Origin of the sequence: Vagococcus bubulae, from assembly GCF_003950315.1 — a bacterium.
Taxonomy (GTDB): Bacteria; Bacillota; Bacilli; order Lactobacillales; family Vagococcaceae; genus Vagococcus; species Vagococcus bubulae.
On record NZ_NGJT01000035.1, the window covers coordinates 1 to 16,150 of the forward strand.

The window sequence follows — 16,150 nt, forward strand, 5'->3', positions numbered from 1 at the left end:
CTATAATCAGAAATTTTTGTGTCGGATTCATAAAGGTTTTAAAGAAATACAAGATACATTAGAATCAATGTTTTAACTTAACCGACAGAATGGTTTTTTCCATTTACACATAATTCTTGACGCAACCAAAAAACAACCAATATCAGACTAGATATCGGTTGTTTTATCTATTATTCTTCTATATCTTCCTCATCACTATATGCCATTAACACTTTACGTGGTTTACTTCCTTCAGAAGCACCAACTACGCCATGTTCCTCCAACTCATCAATTAATCGCGCTGCTCGGTTATAGCCAATACGAAATCGACGTTGTAATAGTGAGATACTTGCTGTTTGCATTTCGATAATCAAAGCTTTTGCTTCATCAAAATATTCGTCCAAGTCTTCTGTTGAACCACCTGTTGTGGTGTTTTCTGATGGCATCATGTGTTCTTGATAATCTGCTTCTTGTTGATTGGTCACAAACTCCACAATATGCTCGACTTCGTCATCAGAAATAAACGCCCCTTGAACACGAATGGGTTTATTCTCACCCATCGGAACAAATAACATATCTCCTCGACCAAGTAATTTTTCCGCCCCATTGCTATCAATAATCGTCCGAGAGTCAATCCCACTTGATACAGCAAAGGCAATACGCGACGGAACATTTGCTTTAATAATTCCTGTAATAACATCTACACTTGGTCGTTGAGTCGCTAGAATCATATGAATCCCTGCTGCCCTTGCCATTTGTGCCAATCGAATAATCGCATCTTCGACCTCGTTACTTGCTACCATCATCAAGTCTGCTAACTCATCCACGATAACAACAATATAAGGCAAACTCGATTTATTTTCTCCAGTTGTTTTGTTATGTTTTTTTACCATGTCATTGTACCCATTCATGTTTCGTACACCAAAACCGGCAAATAACTCATAACGTCTTTCCATCTCTTCCACCACTTTTTGCAATGCTTGAGCGGCTTTTCTCGGGTTGGTTACAACTGGTGTCAATAAATGCGGCACACCATTATACACATTTAACTCCACCATTTTCGGGTCAATCATCATCATTTTGACTTGATGCGGTTTAGCTTTCATTAAAATACTCGAAATAATCGTGTTGATACAGACTGATTTCCCACTACCAGTTGAGCCTGCAATTAACAAATGAGGCATTTTCGTTAAATCAGCTGTCATCACTTCACCAGAAATACTTCGCCCTAATGGTACTTCAAGTAATAACTCGTCATGATTGTTTTCAGATTCTACCACATCACGAAACGACACCATACTCGTTGTTTGGTTTGGTACTTCAATCCCAATTAACGATTTACCAGGAATCGGCGCTTCCATCCGAATATCTTTTGCGGCTAAAGCTAAGGCTAAATCATCTGTCAATCCAACGACTTTACTTACCTTAACCCCAACAGCTGGTTGTATTTCAAATTTTGTCACAGATGGTCCCAAACTTGCTCGCACCACCTTGGCATCCACTCCAAAACTATCAAAGGTTTGTTCGAGTACTTTGACGTTTTTTTCAACCAATTTGTATTCAGCACTTTGATCAGTGAGTGGAATATCATTTAACAACTCAACAGGGGGCAATTCGTAATCTTCATTTTCTTCGCCTTCTGGTAAATCAAAAAAGAGGGGTTGTTCTTTGTCAGACTCTTCTTGTTTTTTTTCTTTAATTTCTTTTTTTGGTCTTTCAACGGTTTGCTGGTCGCGTTTTTTATAATGATCCTGATAGCTGTCAATTTCAAGTGTTAGCTGTTCTTTCTCCGCTTCCTCATCATCATTGACTACTTGCTCTTGTTGTTTTTTTTCTTTATCAGTCAATTCTCTTACACGATTTTCTGAAACTTTTGATTGATTTTTCTCATTCAGTTTTTTTTTTTCATCTCGTTCTTGTTTTTTTTCTTTTAGCGATTGAAAAAAATGCGTACCAAACTCAACCACTTTATCCGCCACTTGCCCCATGCCAATATTTGAAATCAGTAGCACGCCTGCTATCATCGCTAAAAAGGCAACCACATAAGAGCCAGCCTTTGATACCAAAAAGTAAGTGATGGTATAAAGAAGGGCGCCAATCATACCGCCACCGACTGATTGCGTCACACTACCTGCTTTTATATCAGATGAAATCTTTTGCCAAGTCATCCCTAAAATATTTGTATCACGACTGATCGTTTTAAATAACCCAATCTCAATAAATAGCAATAGCCCTAAGAAAAAGACCACTAAACCTATCACTAAACTTTTTCGTTTAAATTTGGGATCTTTTCCCATTAACATCAACAGTGCCCCATAAATAATTAAATAAAGAGCCATTACTAAGTGCAAATTGCCCACAAAAAAACGAAAGACGTTTGTCATCAACATGCCTAAAAATCCTAATCGTAACCCTCCTAAAATACCAAATAGGATAAATGACACACCGATTAAGAAATAAGTGGTTCGCTCTTGTTGTTCTTTTTGCTTTTTAGTAGGCGCTCGTTTTGTTTTCTTTTTCGCCATAATCTCTCTCCTTTAAGTCATCAGTGATATTATACTATATTTGTTTTAGTTTTTCTTGTTCTTTTATCATTTAAACAAACATACGTTCACCAACTGTTTCTCATTATTTACTCATAAACTCGTTTAGTTATACTTTTCTTTCTATTTAACATCTAATAATTGACTAGTTTTTTATTTTATAAAATCACATAAATAAAAAAACAACCTTGTCTCTTTATCAATCTTCACTCTTTTAAATACACCATTTTTATAAACGCAAATCCCTTTATAACATTACAAAAATGAAAAAAGACAAGAAAAAAGTTTGAATTAATTTCAAAACAAGTATTTCTTTTTGTGAATTTTTAAAGTATATTATATTAATATTATAAAAAGGAGAGAACGCTATGAAAAAGATTAGAGAGTTATCATTAATCCAGAAAATATGTATCGGTATTGTCGTCGGGGCAATTTTAGGGATGTTGCTACCTTCCTGGACTTGGATTAAAATATTAGGTGATCTCTTTATCGGGGCTTTGAAAGCTATTGCGCCATTATTGGTATTTTTCCTAATCATCGAATCATTATCTAAACACCAAAAAGGCATTAAAACACATATGCGAACCGTCATTATTTTATATTTAAGTGCCACTTTTATTGCCGCTTTAATCGCTGTGTTTGCTTCAGAGTTATTCCCTGTTAAATTGGTCTTGCCAGATGTGGCGATTGATCAACAAGCACCGGATGATTTATGGCAAATTTTATCAGACATTATTATTGGTGCGGTTATGAACCCAGTCCAAGCGATCATTGAAGGAAATTATTTATCACTACTATTTTGGGGTGCTGTGATTGGAGCATGTATGAGAAGTGCTTCTGAAGCAACTAAAAATGTCATTGCTGATATTTCTGGTACCATTTCTAAAGTGATTCAAATCATTATTCAATTTGCACCACTTGGGATTGTTGGGTTGGTATTTAACTCTATTTCAGAAATTGGGATTAAAGGACTAGCCGAGTATGGCAAACTAATTTTATTATTAGTTGGAACGATGTTGTTTGTGTCATTCATCGTGTATCCACTGATGGTATTTTTATTACTCAAACAAAATCCTTATCCTTTAACCATGTTCTGTATGAAAGAAAGTGGCATTCCTGCCTTCTTTACACGTAGTTCTGTGGTAAATATTCCAATTAATATGGAATTATGTGAGAAATTAGGATTAGATAAAGAATCTTACTCTATCTCTATTCCTCTTGGCGCAACTGCTAATAGTGGTGGTGCTGCTATTACTATTTCAATCATGACACTGGCAACTGCTTATACAATGGGGATGGACGTTCCGTTTCCTCTTGCTTTCTTACTATGTTTATTAGCAGCCATTTCATCAACTGGGGTTTCTGGAATTGCAGGTGGTAGTTTACTACTTATCCCTCTTGCATGTAGCTTATTTAACATCTCAAATGATATTGCCATGCAAGTTGTTGGGATTGGATTTATCATTGGGGTTGTCCAAGACTCTGTTGAAACAGCTCTTAACTCAGCTGCTGACCTTTTATTTGCTGCAACAGCTGAATTTTACGATAAGAAAAAATCAGGCGAACCAATTGATTTAAACGAACGCGTAAGAGAAGCTCAAAAATTAGTTTAGAATAAACAAAACTCCCTCAACGAATCGAGGGAGTTTTTTATGTAGAAAGGCGCTAAAAACAAATAAACAATAATAATCTGTCTTTAACACCTGTATCCTTTGTATGTCACTTGATATCTGACTACTGTCATCCATTTGTTTTCATCTCCTTTACAATAGGAACTGTTTGAATCTCTTTTTTAAATACTTTAAATACTAAATCTCCATCTACATAATCATCCATCAACTCACTGTATCCTAATTTTCGGTAAAAATTCCAAGCTGATTGTCTACCTGTTAAGAAAATAGTAGAATAACCTAATCTTTTAGCTACATCTTCTGCATATACCATCAACTTTTTACCTAGACCTTGTCCTTGACAAGTTGGGCTAATGGCGACTTGTTTAATTTGAACACAAGAAGTAAAACATGGGTGTAATAACAATGTCCCCACCACTTTTCCATCTTGTTTGATGACTAGATGAATGTCTGTCCTTTCTTCTTTTGGAGACTCAACTAAAAGTGGTTTTCCGGCACTTTTTCTGAGTACATCATTTCGTAAGTTTAGTGTTTCTTTATATACTGCACTGTCCCATCTGATTAAAGTGAATACTGTTTTACCATGATAATTCCCCCTTTGATAATTGATAAATTTCTACAACATCTTGATTTTTTGATAAGTGAGTGATGATTTCTTTTATAGCTAACTCACTATTTGAACTTGGCTCAATTTCGACTTGTAATTGGACCATCCCTCCAGCTAAATCTTGGCATAAAAAATGACAAAATGATAAATAATACTTATCCAGTTGATAGATAATTTCTGTTCTTAAAGCCACTTCTGATGTGTTTTTACTTGTGACGATTAAGAATGAATTTTCAAGTTCTTCGTCACATTCTGGCCGGTAAACGTCAGCAATTTGGTCTAATTGATGTGAGGCAAAGCGAATTACGATATTGACTAACATAATAATGATGGCTGATAAAAAGCCTTCTTTAACAAATCCAGCACCTATCATCGCGCCAACTGCTGCGGTACACCACAGAGTCGCAGCTGTATTTAGTCCTGTCACACTAAATCCATCTCTTAAAATCACCCCACCGGCTAAAAAACCAATACCACTCACAACCTGTGCCGCAATTCTTGTTGGGCTTGTATCAATGGATACCATTGAAGAAATGGACACAAAAATAGTCGCACCTAATGATACTAATACCATCGTTCTAACTCCGGCTATTTTCTTTCGCCATTGTCTTTCTATCCCAATCAGTCCACCAGATATCAAACTCATCACAAGCATCACTAAAAATTCATACTCCCTCCTCCTTTACATTTTTTTGAAAATAAAATATGATCATTCAATAAAAAAACGGCTTTTCGCATAAAAACCCCACGAAAAGTCGCTTTAAATAATCAATCAATGATAGTTAAATTTGTGATCTAATCGTTGAGTTTTGGCACTATACAACGTAAAGAGAAATCTCTTAGCTACCTTAAAAAAAGCCTTGTATTCGACAGTTTCTGTTATACCCATTGGCGTCTCTCGACATTTTTGGGCAGTAGCCTATGTTTGTATAGGAGCCTCACCTAACAAATCGTATTTTATTTTCATCTATAAGTTAACAAAAGATAGGTTATTTGTCAAAAGAAAACATGTCACGTTTATGATATTTGATATCTTTATTGAGTACACCTCCCTTTTTTGTGCTATTATTTAAGAAATAAACTTAAGGGAGTGTTACTTTTGGATGATATTGAATTATTTGATGTCCCTGAAGAAGTCAAATCTGACTTACGAATGAAACTTCTATCTAATGACGCCACATGGCATACTAAAGATAGTTTAATCACTTTTTTTAAATCATCACACATTGACTATGCAAAAGTTCTACCGTTTTTAACTGATCGAACTGAAAAAGTGATCTATGACGTTTATGACAAAGCAGTGTATATTTTAGACTGGTCTGAAAATGGTTTTATCACAACATTTAAACGCCTGTAACCTTCCAATGATTGGAAGGTTTATTTTTTGTTTGTCAGCACTCTTTATCTTTTCTTAATTTCGTTCATAAATACTTCTTATATTTTTACGTTTGACTTAAGGTTTACCTTGTATGATTAAGACAGTTCAAAGAAAGAAGATGATGTCGAAAATAATTGCCTGATTCTTTTGAGTGTTAGAGGCTCATCTGCCTCTAACTCATTTATATTATGTGGGCGAACGTGGTGTTTTCACTCTAAGAGTCTAGACGTATGTTTGTTCTCTATTTACCGAGGTGTAGGTTCGAATCCTACCGTCCACTTAGCACTACCATTTATTTTGAAAGGATGATTTTTATGAAGAAAAAAACAGTAATCATTGCCACTATTGCGACTGCTATTACAGCTCCTATCCTTGCTTTTAAAAAGCATCAACGAAAAGCACTTAATAAACAGACTGGCTTTTATAGCTAGTCTGTTTTTGTTAACTCATTTGAAACGCCAGTATTTTTTGCTTAATATCAAACATATCTTCTTCACTTGCTGGAGTTTCTTTTATCGATTGACTGAACCAATCAGGCAATGTTTCTGTTTTTGATGTTGTTGTCTTCCCTTTTTTACTTTCAACAACAAGTCGCTCAAATTTTTCTCTTAACTTTTTAGGGTGTCTAATATGACGAGACCAAAAATCATTGTTTTTTAACCAGTCAATCATGTGATTTATGTCCTCTATTTTCACGCCATCTTGCCTGTTTAACAAGTACATCTCACTTGCCCAATCATTTATGTTAACTTTACTCATCTCTTTTGGAAAATCTTTTGATAGATTCATGTGTAACATTTTTGCTAATCTCATATGCTCTTCTTTGTACTGATGCTTTTTATTCATTGTTTTATTCTTTTTAGTATTCACTGTCTTATTCTCTTTAAACTTTTCTTCAATAGGGGCAATCACATTCGTTGGTGGGGTGAGCTCTTTTTGTTTCATAGGCTCTTCAACAATTCTTATATGCCGCTTATCAATTTCTTTGCTATTCTTTTTATATTGCAACTCGACTGTCACAAATCCTTGCTCTTTTAATTGGTTAATCCATTTTGAAATAGACGTTTTACTCACATCATATAATCTGGCGAAATAATCATTACTTGCCCAGCAATACCCTTGCTGATGGCATAAAGCAGAAATTTCTCCGTATAACAGTTTGGCATTAGCACTAATCGTTTTAGCGTATCTCACATGAGCTGGGATAATCGCAAAATAAGTTGGTTGTGTTGTCATCATCTCATCCTCCATATTTTTCTCTACACTTATATAAACGTTTGAGAAATGGATTCTGTCACTAATATTTTTAACTTGTTAAGATTTACTTATGACTAGTTTTATCTTACGATGAACTTAATAATGAAAAGGAGGCATGTTTTATGCAACGTGGACTTGATCCGATTTTCAATAAAGACACAAGAATTCTTATTTTAGGCAGTGCACCAAGTGAGATGTCATTAAAGAAACAACAATATTATGGTAACAATGGAAATCAGTTTTGGAAAATGATGTTTGCTTTTTTTAACGTTCCCTTTGAAACAGATTATGACAAGAGAGTGGCGTTACTGCTAGATCATCAGATTGGTTTGTGGGATGTCTATCATTTATTTGAGCGTGAAGGAAGTTTAGATACATCTATCAAAACAGTAGAATTAAATGATTTTAGTGATATTTTAACTAAAGCGAATATTCAATTAATTATCACAAATGGTAAAAAAGCTTATGACGAAGTGTTAGAAAACAATTTATTTCCTGATATAACTGTCATACCGTGTATTTCAACTAGTGGCGCTGCGAATGGGTTTATGGAAAAACGAAGACAGCAATGGTATGAAGCATTGGAGATGGTGAGATAAACAAAAAAACTCTAGCCTGTTTAGGTTAGAGTTTTAGTGATTTTAGTGTGGACTCAACTTCTTTTATTTTTTCTTGAAATTCTTCAAAGGTTACACAATATTGTGGGACTTTAAATTTATAGGTAAACATCTTGCCACCTAGACCAGCTAACTTGCCAATTAATTTTTTACCTGACTCGTTTATACTAGGTTGTAAAAAGATACCTTTTTCTGCAGACATAATATGCATGTAGGTGGTCATTTGGTTATAATCATTTCGCGTATCTAGTTTTTTCTTATATTTTGTATCAATTGGCATTTTGCCCAAGGAAAAATCTGGATAACGTGGTGCACCTTTTGGATCACTAAAAAGATTTAAATGTGGTAAATGTGTTTTTCTCCCGTAATGTTTCCAATCTGTCACTTTCCAAATATACTCTTCCCAAAGCCAAGAAACATCTATTATAATGCCATTAACACGTTTATCATCTCTGCCGAATCCTACTTTTTGTTCGGTCAAAATACTAATACAAAGTGTTTGTAGAGCAGTATATTCTTCATAATAGCCATGTTTAACAAGATTTTCTATGTTTTTTTGAATCACAACATCTCTATTCACTCTTGAATAAGATGAGGTTGCTTGTTTTATGGACCGTACATGTTCTTTTGTAACACTCTCATTAAATAACAACATGTCATAATTTTGTTGGGTTTTTTCTATCGTATGTCGTATCAATTGCGTAATAGAATTATCATAACTAAACTCTCGTGCTCGATAGGCTATACTGCCCATAAAAGGGACATTCTGTTTCAGATGCCTTGCTATGTCTATAGGACCTTTGATGTTGGCATCATTATAATCCCGTGTCACATATTCTTTGTACAACCCTTTTTTCATTGCCTGATTTAAATAATACGGAAATAAAAAAACTAACAAATCATAATAAGAAGTTTCTTTCGACGATAATATCTTTGTATTTATCACATTATAATTTAAAACAGTTTGTAACATGTGTCTTAAAAAATAATCTTCTGAGCTATCTTCTGTAAAACGTGATGTAATTCGTATGTCATCTTCACCATCACTCAGTAACCCTACAACATTACCTGTCCATACTTCTTTACTTCTTGTTTCAAAAATAAGGTTCTCATTGGTTAAGTCGACAGAATCAGACAACTGTTGTGGAAAAATAATAATCCCATCTTGTTCCAGCTCAGAAAGATTTTTATCGACTAAATGATTGATAATAGGGTGCTCTTTTACCTCTTCATATCCATCTAACTGAACTTCATTATTATCTTTTAACACAAAAGAACGCATCATTAGTCCTCCTTGTTAAAGTAATCCTTCTTGATTTTTTCGAGTATGTCTTCTGACTTGTACTCACCTCTAAAGTAATCTTTCAACAATGGATAAAGTTTATGTTCCCATAATGGTGCATTCTTGTCGTCTTCTTCAGGTACTTCAAGCGCTTTAAAATAACTAGCACCTATCTGATAATCTGACGTTAATCCACCTTTTTCGACAATCGAACGATTCAGTCTCGCCATTTGTTCTTTCACACTAGAGGACAGTCCCATATTTTCAGCCGATTCTTTCGCTGTAATTTCAAGGAAAGTAAAACGTCGACGCATCGCAAAATCAAATGTATCCACTGAACGGTCTATATCATTCATGGTTCCAATGATATAGACGTTACTTGGGATGTAAAACTTTTCTTCTGGATTGTCGTGAAGATTAGCATATTGCGTAAAGATTCCTTCTTTATGGTCGCGATATTCTGGGTCAATTGAGAAGAATAGTTCACCAAATATTTTTGAAATTTCTCCACGATTGATTTCATCTATAATAAACACATAATTTTTATTATTTTTCTCTGAGGTAGTTGGTGCTTGATAATCTTTTAACCCATAATGTGTTTTTAAATACTCTACAATGGCTTTTCTGTAATTATCTAGTCCACCTTTTTTAACGCCTGGTAACCCTCGATACACATTATAAATTTGGTCATGATTCCAATACATTTCTTTACCTGCTGGATAGACTCCTTGCATATCATTTCTATTATAAACTAATAGATTCTTAATCGGTTTTCCAGTCAATGTTTTAATACCATTAAATCCTTCGTTGTTGATACTGGCTTCAGAAACATCCTCGAAAAACAATTCCCATGCTTCTTCAAAATTATCTTGACCATGATCTGTTTCAATTTCCTTCGCTTTATTCACGAAAGCCATAAAACTTCCAGGTTTTAATTCAAAATTTACGGTACCTTCTGCTGTGGTCGATGGACGTAATCCTTCAACAAAATCTGTATAATCATAACTTGGATGAAATTGAACGAACCCTACTTGTTCCTTTTCTTCAGTTGTTAATTCAGCAACATTTGTGGTTCCACCATTCGATACAATCTCAGCTGCTATTTGATTGGCTAAATATGTTTTTCCAGTCCCTGGTGCACCACGAAGAATGATGTTTTTGGAAGTTTTTAACATGTTAGAGTAGTTTAATTTATAATTAGGCACAATCATCACTCCTTCATCACTTTCTTTATTTAAACTACTATCTGATTTTTCATCTGATAAAACAGCATTGCGATACAGCCATAAAATGATACTCAAACACCCATCACTTAACTCTTCATGACGTTTAGATATTTTAGTTGTTATCTCATAATTTTGTTTGTAAACGCCTCCTCTTTTTTCTAAAGGAACTAGTTTACTCCATAATTCTTTTTGATCTTTATTGGTATTTATTCCTGAAAAAAGTGTCCCTTTTGAGTAAGCACAAAGAAGCTTAATTGTCATGGCCGAACGATTAAAAAAAGAATTTGTCGTATTAAATCTATCAAAAACCACATCATCAAATTCTGAATTAATCCCTTTTGTTATAATATCAACTAAATCTTTCTTTAGATTCACAAATTTTTCATCAACTTCTTCATTTTTAATGACTTTATTATTTTTATCACAATAAGAATTGTGCTGTTCACTCCAATAAATTCCAAATTTACCAGCTGTTCCCCCTCTTATTCCTAAAAACATATCCATATACTTGCCACTTTCAATTTCATAGCAAAGGGATTTATTATTTGCCCCTTTTCCAATAACATATTCATCTAGTGTCAATTTTTTTAATCTATCTAAAGGCCAGTCTTCAAGAAAATCGGATACTAACTTATCATTTTCTTTCTTCCAATCATTTGCTTGTTCCAATAACTCTAATTTATTTCGCCGATACCATTCTGAAAAACCATCTAAACTTATACGTGGGGTATTATCAGTTATTTCCACAAGTCATCACCTAACTTTCTAATAATTATACTTAGTAATTATTGTATCATAAGTCATGAATCCGATTTTATAAAAAGAGCATTTTTATTAATATATCTCTTATAAAAGACACTATTTTCAGAAAATTAAAAAAATAATATAGACCTAACAACAGGTTTTATGTAATCTATCTAAGTATTTTATTAAACTTTGGAGGAATCACATGGAACTAACAAATAAAAAAACATCTATTAATACAATTATGGACAAAGAAAGTACAGCACTATCATCATTTTTTAGAACGTTAAATCAAACACTTCTAATATTGAATATCATCCTTTCTTTTCCTTTAGCGTATTATACTGGTGTATCCTATCAAGAATACAAAGAGGAGCAAGCTTATCTTAGTCACTACAATCCCAATTCAGACGAGGCAGATGATAGCTACAACACGCATAGTCAAAATGATACAGAATATAATGATTTGGTATTATTTATCGTATTGATGATCTCTTTATTCATGTCTATTTTTTTCTATGCTTTTAATCTTTTATTCATCAAGCATTTCAGTAATTTAGCTGAACTCAAACAGATTAGAAAAATTGAATACATGAATTCTCAACAAAATATATAAACTGTCTAATCAAACTCATACATAACATGTATTCAATCATGGTTTTATGTATGAGTTGTTTGATTCTTCCCACTTAACCCTACTTTTTAACCATAGAAAATAAAGTAATTTTATGATAAGATAATTCAGCAATTGTTCAAACTTGCACAATTTATTTTAAAGGGGTTTTTTAATTGAAAAATATACTTGACTATCAACCATTAAATCTTTATACCAACTACAAAGAGGCTGCTGAGAAAACGCCAACGGTTCCGATTATTTTTGATGAAATACTACCAGCTTTTGCCTCACTTGGATTAGAAACAACTTATAAAGAAAGTCATGACAAAATATTAAAAAGAGCGTATCAGTTGGCTCATTTAGGTGTTAAAAAAGGCGATAAAATCATCCTATATAAAAGTCCTAAGTTTGATACTTATTTACTTGCTGTCGCAGCCTCTTTCCTTGGTGCGATACCTGTTATGGTGTCTTATCATTTACCGCCTGAAACCATTAGTGTGTTTGTTGAGCGCTTAGAAGACCCATTTATTTTATTTGATGACGTGACGAAAGAAAACGTCCAAGCTGTTCAAAATAGTTCAAGCGAGAAAAAAATTTCATTAGACACCTTGTTACATGCCTCAGCACAACCTGTTTCACAAGAAGAGTTGAGTAAAGATGACATAGCATACATGACTCACACGTCTGGCACAACAGGGATTCCCAAGCTAATTTGTCATTCTTATCACTCAATGGGTTGGCGAACAAAATGGCAACGAGAAATTTTTACTCATATTTCTAAAAAAGAATTGGTCGCATTTCACATCTCACCTGTTCACTCTCGTTTTAATATTGGGGTTTCTTCTTTGATGAGTATGGGATTTCCTATGATGCCACTAGCAAATGCAACACCTCAACGAGTGGAAGACATGCTGACAACACACCAACCTATTGCATTGGAAACTCATCCAAATAATTTTGTCCAATGGGCAAGACTCGCAAAAGAAAAGCCTCATGTGTTTTCTAGCATTAAATGTTATCATTCGACATTTGATGCGATAAACAATGCCACTATGCTAGCCTTTTTAAACGCATCAAAAGAAAATGACCCTATCTTTTTACAAGTTTATGGTCAAAGTGAATGTGGTCCGATGATTTTACGTTCACACACGATTGATTCGCTAAAAAATTCTGACGCGCGTGATATGGGAGTTGGGTTAGAAGGACTGACAAAAGCAAGAATTACTGATGAAAATGGCACACTGCTACCCGTCATGACAGATGGACACATTCAATTTTTATCAAAAGGACGTGCGTTAACTTATTATAAAGAAGACGCTCGTTTTGAAGAAAATGTTTATGGTAAATGGTGGGATAGTGGCGATTACGGCATGATGGATGAACGTGGTCATTTATACTTAAAAGATCGCCAAGTCGATTTGATCGAAAACATTGATAGCAATCTTGCGCTGGAAGATTATTTATTAGATGCCTTGGATTTCTTAGAAGAAGTCGTGATTGTTCGTGGAAAAGACAACTCCCCTCAACCTGTTTTAGCTGTTGTACCTGGAAAAGAAATGGATTGGGACGCGTGGTGGATGCAAGTAGCTGACCTACCGCATTTAAATGAACCTATTATTAAAACATTTGATGAAATACCTCATACTGCCACAATGAAAGTACAGAGATTATTGTTGGAGAAATGGTTGAAGGAAGAATAGGAAAAATATTAATGATATAGTGAACCCAAAATCTAGGTTTTGAGCGTGCTATATCATTATTTTATTAATCCCCTTGTCAGTTTTATAATATGAAGTGGTGTACAATAAAAAATACAAGCATAAAAAAGTCATCATAGGCTAATGTCAAAATATATCAAGAATTGGTATATTATTTTCTAATAAAAACTGACCTAATTGCTTCTCATAGGTTTTAGCTGGCGTACCGTTTTCTGGTATTGCAATCAGCCAAGCTGTTTTATAGTAATTTTTTAAAAGGTTCTCAATATCTGAGAAAATATTCAAATCAAACAATGAAGCAAATGCTATAAAAACGATAAAAATTGAGAATGTGGGTGTATTAGAAGAAGCTGATTTTCAAATGACTAAATAAAAATAGCTTGTTATACAAATAATATTATAAAAGCACTATATATCTATGTATTTTTTTGGTATGATAAATGAAAAAGGAAAGGATATGATAAAATGAATAAGTTTTTTAAAGTTATAGATATAGTTGATGACACTAGAATTATTGTCAATTATGGAAATGATAACACATTTATGGATAAGGACATTGTTGGAACTGAAATTAAAATAGTTGAAAAAGGTATAGATATCAAAGACCCTGAAACTCAAGAAGTTATTGGGCAATATAATCCAGTAAAAGAGAAACTTATCATTACGGATGTATATAATAAATTCTCTATTGCAAGAAAAAAATCAGCTGAAGACAAGCCAGCAATATCAGATTATGCACTCTCGCCTACAGTTTTAACTGAATCAAAAACACATTTTAAACCATTAAAAGTTAATGTACAAGAAAACAAAAATCTACATTTAAAAAGCAGCATTATCTCAATAGGTGATTTAGTAGAAATCGATGAGTAGTATGACTTTTTAAAATATTAAAATGCCACTCATTTGAGTGGTTTTTTTGTTGTTATCACTAAAACTTTGCTTTTTTTAGTGTGATTTTTAAAAATGTATAAAACGAACAGTTAGCGATATCAATCATTAGTTACACCAACTTTGATTTCAGCTTAGCTATTATACTTCAAAAAAGTCAATGTAAGAAAAACCACTCCCTTTAAAACTTTTTACATTATACATAAGTAACTCAATAAAATTTTTTAGTTAATCTAATAAAATAAACTAATTGTATGTTACATTCTATTTCGATAATATTATTTTAAAAGATTAGATAGCACTTTGCAAAATTATTCTAATCAAAGTCCACAACAAAGAGTGGACATCTTTCATGCAACCTGCTTTACAGAAGTTATGCCCGAAGAAACAGAAAAAACAGTAAGTAAATTGGCTAATTTTATTGGATTTTAGAAAGGAATTAAAAAATGAATAATGTTTTTAACTTTGCTACAAATGAATTATCGCAAGATGCTTTGCTTTGTTATTGGTTTAACTTCGCTTCTGAAGAACACTTTAATGAATCCATAAATGAAAGAGAAAGTGCTCAAAAGCTATTGTCTTTAATAATAAAAGAATGGACTGGAGACAATATTGATTTTAAAGATATTAGAGTAAATAAAATTGATGTTCTAGTATTAGTCAATAATAAATATCTTATTTTGATTGAAGACAAAATAGGTACAAGTGAACATGGTAAACAGATTGATTGTTATATTGAATCGTTAACAGATTTAGACAAAAAGAATACTAAAAAAATTAAAGATACTTTAGGTTTATTACCAGAAAAAAATATATTATCCTTATCTATTTTAAAATGATTAATCAAAGTTACTATGATAGTCAACGATATTTACCGATTATTCGAGAAGATGTTTTACAAATACTAAATGGCTATAAATTTGCTAGTATGACTTTATTAGGAATGTTTAAGGAAAACATTTTAAATATCCAAAATGAGAGTACTAATTATTTAGAAATTGATTTGTCTAAATGGGAATTCAATCACTGCTCTGGGTTCTACTCTGACTTAAAACCACACATAAATACAAATAATGGATTTGGTTATGGACCAGTAAATAATCCTAATGGTACATTCACTGGTTGCTGATGGTATTTTTCGAATAAAGATACTTTAAAAAAGATGGGGATTACATCTCCCTCAATCAAAGATATTTATCTTCAAATTGAAAGGAATAGTAAAAAAGAATTTTAATTAGCAATAAAAATGAACTATATCCCTTTTGAGAACAATTCAAGTACACAAGATTTTGAAAATGATATTATCTTGATTGATAAATATTTTAAAAATTCAACGATTTTCAATAAAAAATACAGAACAAACTTATTACCTAAGAATAAAAGGGATAAAGAAAATAAAAGTAGATGGGTAACATTATGTAAATGCCCACTAGATTTAATGGACTTTGATTTAACTGTTCAAACCTGTAAACAAGCAGAATCATTGTTAGATTCTTTTAAAAATTCATAATGCACAGACCTCACACTTTTCAGATAAAGTAAATATCCACCCGTGAAAACGGGTGGCTTTTTAATAGCCCTAGAAGGGCTCATTACCTACATACTCTCTAAAGAGAGCCTCTTAAAAGACTGCCAACCGCAATTCGAGAAACTTTCTATTTTTT

14 protein-coding genes and 1 riboswitch are annotated in these 16,150 nt (G+C 33.0%); of the genes, 8 read left to right on the forward strand and 6 right to left on the reverse strand.

Features of this window, described 5'->3' with window-relative positions:
• Positions 1-170: 170 nt before the first annotated feature.
• Positions 171-2,504, reverse strand: coding sequence for a DNA translocase FtsK (locus CBF36_RS11470; RefSeq protein WP_125958515.1), 2,334 nt, complete (start codon positions 2,502-2,504; stop codon positions 171-173).
• 386 nt (positions 2,505-2,890) lie between these two features.
• On the opposite strand from CBF36_RS11470, the gene sstT reads away from it, so the two are divergent.
• Complete coding sequence (gene sstT / locus CBF36_RS11475; protein WP_125958516.1) at positions 2,891-4,135, forward strand: serine/threonine transporter SstT; 1,245 nt, start codon at positions 2,891-2,893, stop codon at positions 4,133-4,135.
• Positions 4,136-4,262: 127 nt separating this feature from the next.
• Here the strand turns inward: sstT and CBF36_RS11480 are convergent, their stop codons facing one another.
• Entirely contained in the window at positions 4,263-4,763 is a 501-nt protein-coding gene (locus tag CBF36_RS11480) for a GNAT family N-acetyltransferase (protein WP_338067388.1), read from the reverse strand.
• Entirely contained in the window at positions 4,732-5,415 is a 684-nt protein-coding gene (locus CBF36_RS11485) for an MgtC/SapB family protein (protein WP_243638031.1), read from the reverse strand. The genes CBF36_RS11480 and CBF36_RS11485 overlap by 32 nt, the downstream gene beginning before the upstream one ends.
• Before the next feature lie 132 nt (positions 5,416-5,547).
• A riboswitch (M-box (ykoK) riboswitch) is annotated at positions 5,548-5,717 on the reverse strand.
• A 142-nt stretch (positions 5,718-5,859) separates the two neighbouring features.
• Between CBF36_RS11485 and CBF36_RS11490 the strand changes: the two genes are divergently transcribed.
• Positions 5,860-6,117 (forward strand): hypothetical protein, encoded by a 258-nt coding sequence (locus CBF36_RS11490; RefSeq protein WP_125958518.1) that lies wholly within the window; start codon positions 5,860-5,862, stop codon positions 6,115-6,117.
• 462 nt (positions 6,118-6,579) lie between these two features.
• On the opposite strand, the gene CBF36_RS11495 is transcribed toward CBF36_RS11490, so the two are convergent.
• A complete protein-coding gene (locus CBF36_RS11495; protein WP_165865471.1) occupies positions 6,580-7,377 on the reverse strand; it encodes a helix-turn-helix domain-containing protein in 798 nt (265 codons plus the stop codon).
• Between the two features lie 140 nt (positions 7,378-7,517).
• Here CBF36_RS11495 and CBF36_RS11500 point away from each other — a divergent pair, with 140 nt between their 5' ends.
• Positions 7,518-7,994: a DNA-deoxyinosine glycosylase gene (locus tag CBF36_RS11500; protein ID WP_125958520.1), complete on the forward strand. Its 477-nt coding sequence runs from the start codon at positions 7,518-7,520 to the stop codon at positions 7,992-7,994.
• A 25-nt stretch (positions 7,995-8,019) separates the two neighbouring features.
• Here CBF36_RS11500 and CBF36_RS11505 read toward each other — a convergent pair whose 3' ends face one another.
• Complete coding sequence (locus CBF36_RS11505; protein WP_125958521.1) at positions 8,020-9,294, reverse strand: 5-methylcytosine restriction system specificity protein McrC; 1,275 nt, start codon at positions 9,292-9,294, stop codon at positions 8,020-8,022.
• Positions 9,295-9,296: 2 nt separating this feature from the next.
• Entirely contained in the window at positions 9,297-11,267 is a 1,971-nt protein-coding gene (locus CBF36_RS11510) for an AAA family ATPase (RefSeq protein WP_243638030.1), read from the reverse strand.
• Between the two features lie 202 nt (positions 11,268-11,469).
• On the opposite strand from CBF36_RS11510, the gene CBF36_RS11515 reads away from it, so the two are divergent.
• The 5 genes from CBF36_RS11515 (at position 11,470) to CBF36_RS11535 (ending at position 15,615) form a co-directional block, all read left to right on the forward strand.
• Positions 11,470-11,880, forward strand: coding sequence for a hypothetical protein (locus CBF36_RS11515; protein WP_125958522.1), 411 nt, complete (start codon positions 11,470-11,472; stop codon positions 11,878-11,880).
• A 173-nt stretch (positions 11,881-12,053) separates the two neighbouring features.
• Positions 12,054-13,580 carry a class I adenylate-forming enzyme family protein gene (locus CBF36_RS11520; protein WP_125958523.1) on the forward strand — a complete coding sequence of 509 codons (1,527 nt, stop codon included), beginning with the start codon at positions 12,054-12,056 and terminating at the stop codon, positions 13,578-13,580.
• A gap of 483 nt (positions 13,581-14,063) precedes the next feature.
• Positions 14,064-14,468: a hypothetical protein gene (locus CBF36_RS11525; protein WP_125958524.1), complete on the forward strand. Its 405-nt coding sequence runs from the start codon at positions 14,064-14,066 to the stop codon at positions 14,466-14,468.
• A 464-nt stretch (positions 14,469-14,932) separates the two neighbouring features.
• Entirely contained in the window at positions 14,933-15,325 is a 393-nt protein-coding gene (locus CBF36_RS11530) for a PD-(D/E)XK nuclease family protein (RefSeq protein WP_125958525.1), read from the forward strand.
• The gene (locus CBF36_RS11535; protein ID WP_125958526.1) at positions 15,322-15,615 is read left to right on the forward strand and encodes an immunoglobulin domain-containing protein; all 294 of its coding nucleotides are present in this window, start codon (positions 15,322-15,324) and stop codon (positions 15,613-15,615) included. Before CBF36_RS11530 ends, CBF36_RS11535 begins: the two co-directional genes overlap by 4 nt.
• Positions 15,616-16,150: the final 535 nt, after the last annotated feature.

Bases quoted from the DNA above. Each gene is read 5' to 3' on its own strand.
- CBF36_RS11470 (WP_125958515.1), bottom strand. From the start codon at position 2,504: ATGGCGAAAAAGAAAACAAAACGAGCGCCTACTAAAAAGCAAAAAGAA.
- sstT (WP_125958516.1), top strand. From the start codon at position 2,891: ATGAAAAAGATTAGAGAGTTATCATTAATCCAGAAAATATGTATCGGT.
- CBF36_RS11485 (WP_243638031.1), bottom strand. From the start codon at position 5,415: ATGCTTGTGATGAGTTTGATATCTGGTGGACTGATTGGGATAGAAAGA.
- CBF36_RS11495 (WP_165865471.1), bottom strand. From the start codon at position 7,377: ATGATGACAACACAACCAACTTATTTTGCGATTATCCCAGCTCATGTG.
- CBF36_RS11500 (WP_125958520.1), top strand. From the start codon at position 7,518: ATGCAACGTGGACTTGATCCGATTTTCAATAAAGACACAAGAATTCTT.
- CBF36_RS11505 (WP_125958521.1), bottom strand. From the start codon at position 9,294: ATGCGTTCTTTTGTGTTAAAAGATAATAATGAAGTTCAGTTAGATGGA.
- CBF36_RS11515 (WP_125958522.1), top strand. From the start codon at position 11,470: ATGGAACTAACAAATAAAAAAACATCTATTAATACAATTATGGACAAA.
- CBF36_RS11525 (WP_125958524.1), top strand. From the start codon at position 14,064: ATGAATAAGTTTTTTAAAGTTATAGATATAGTTGATGACACTAGAATT.
- CBF36_RS11530 (WP_125958525.1), top strand. From the start codon at position 14,933: ATGAATAATGTTTTTAACTTTGCTACAAATGAATTATCGCAAGATGCT.
- CBF36_RS11535 (WP_125958526.1), top strand. From the start codon at position 15,322: ATGATTAATCAAAGTTACTATGATAGTCAACGATATTTACCGATTATT.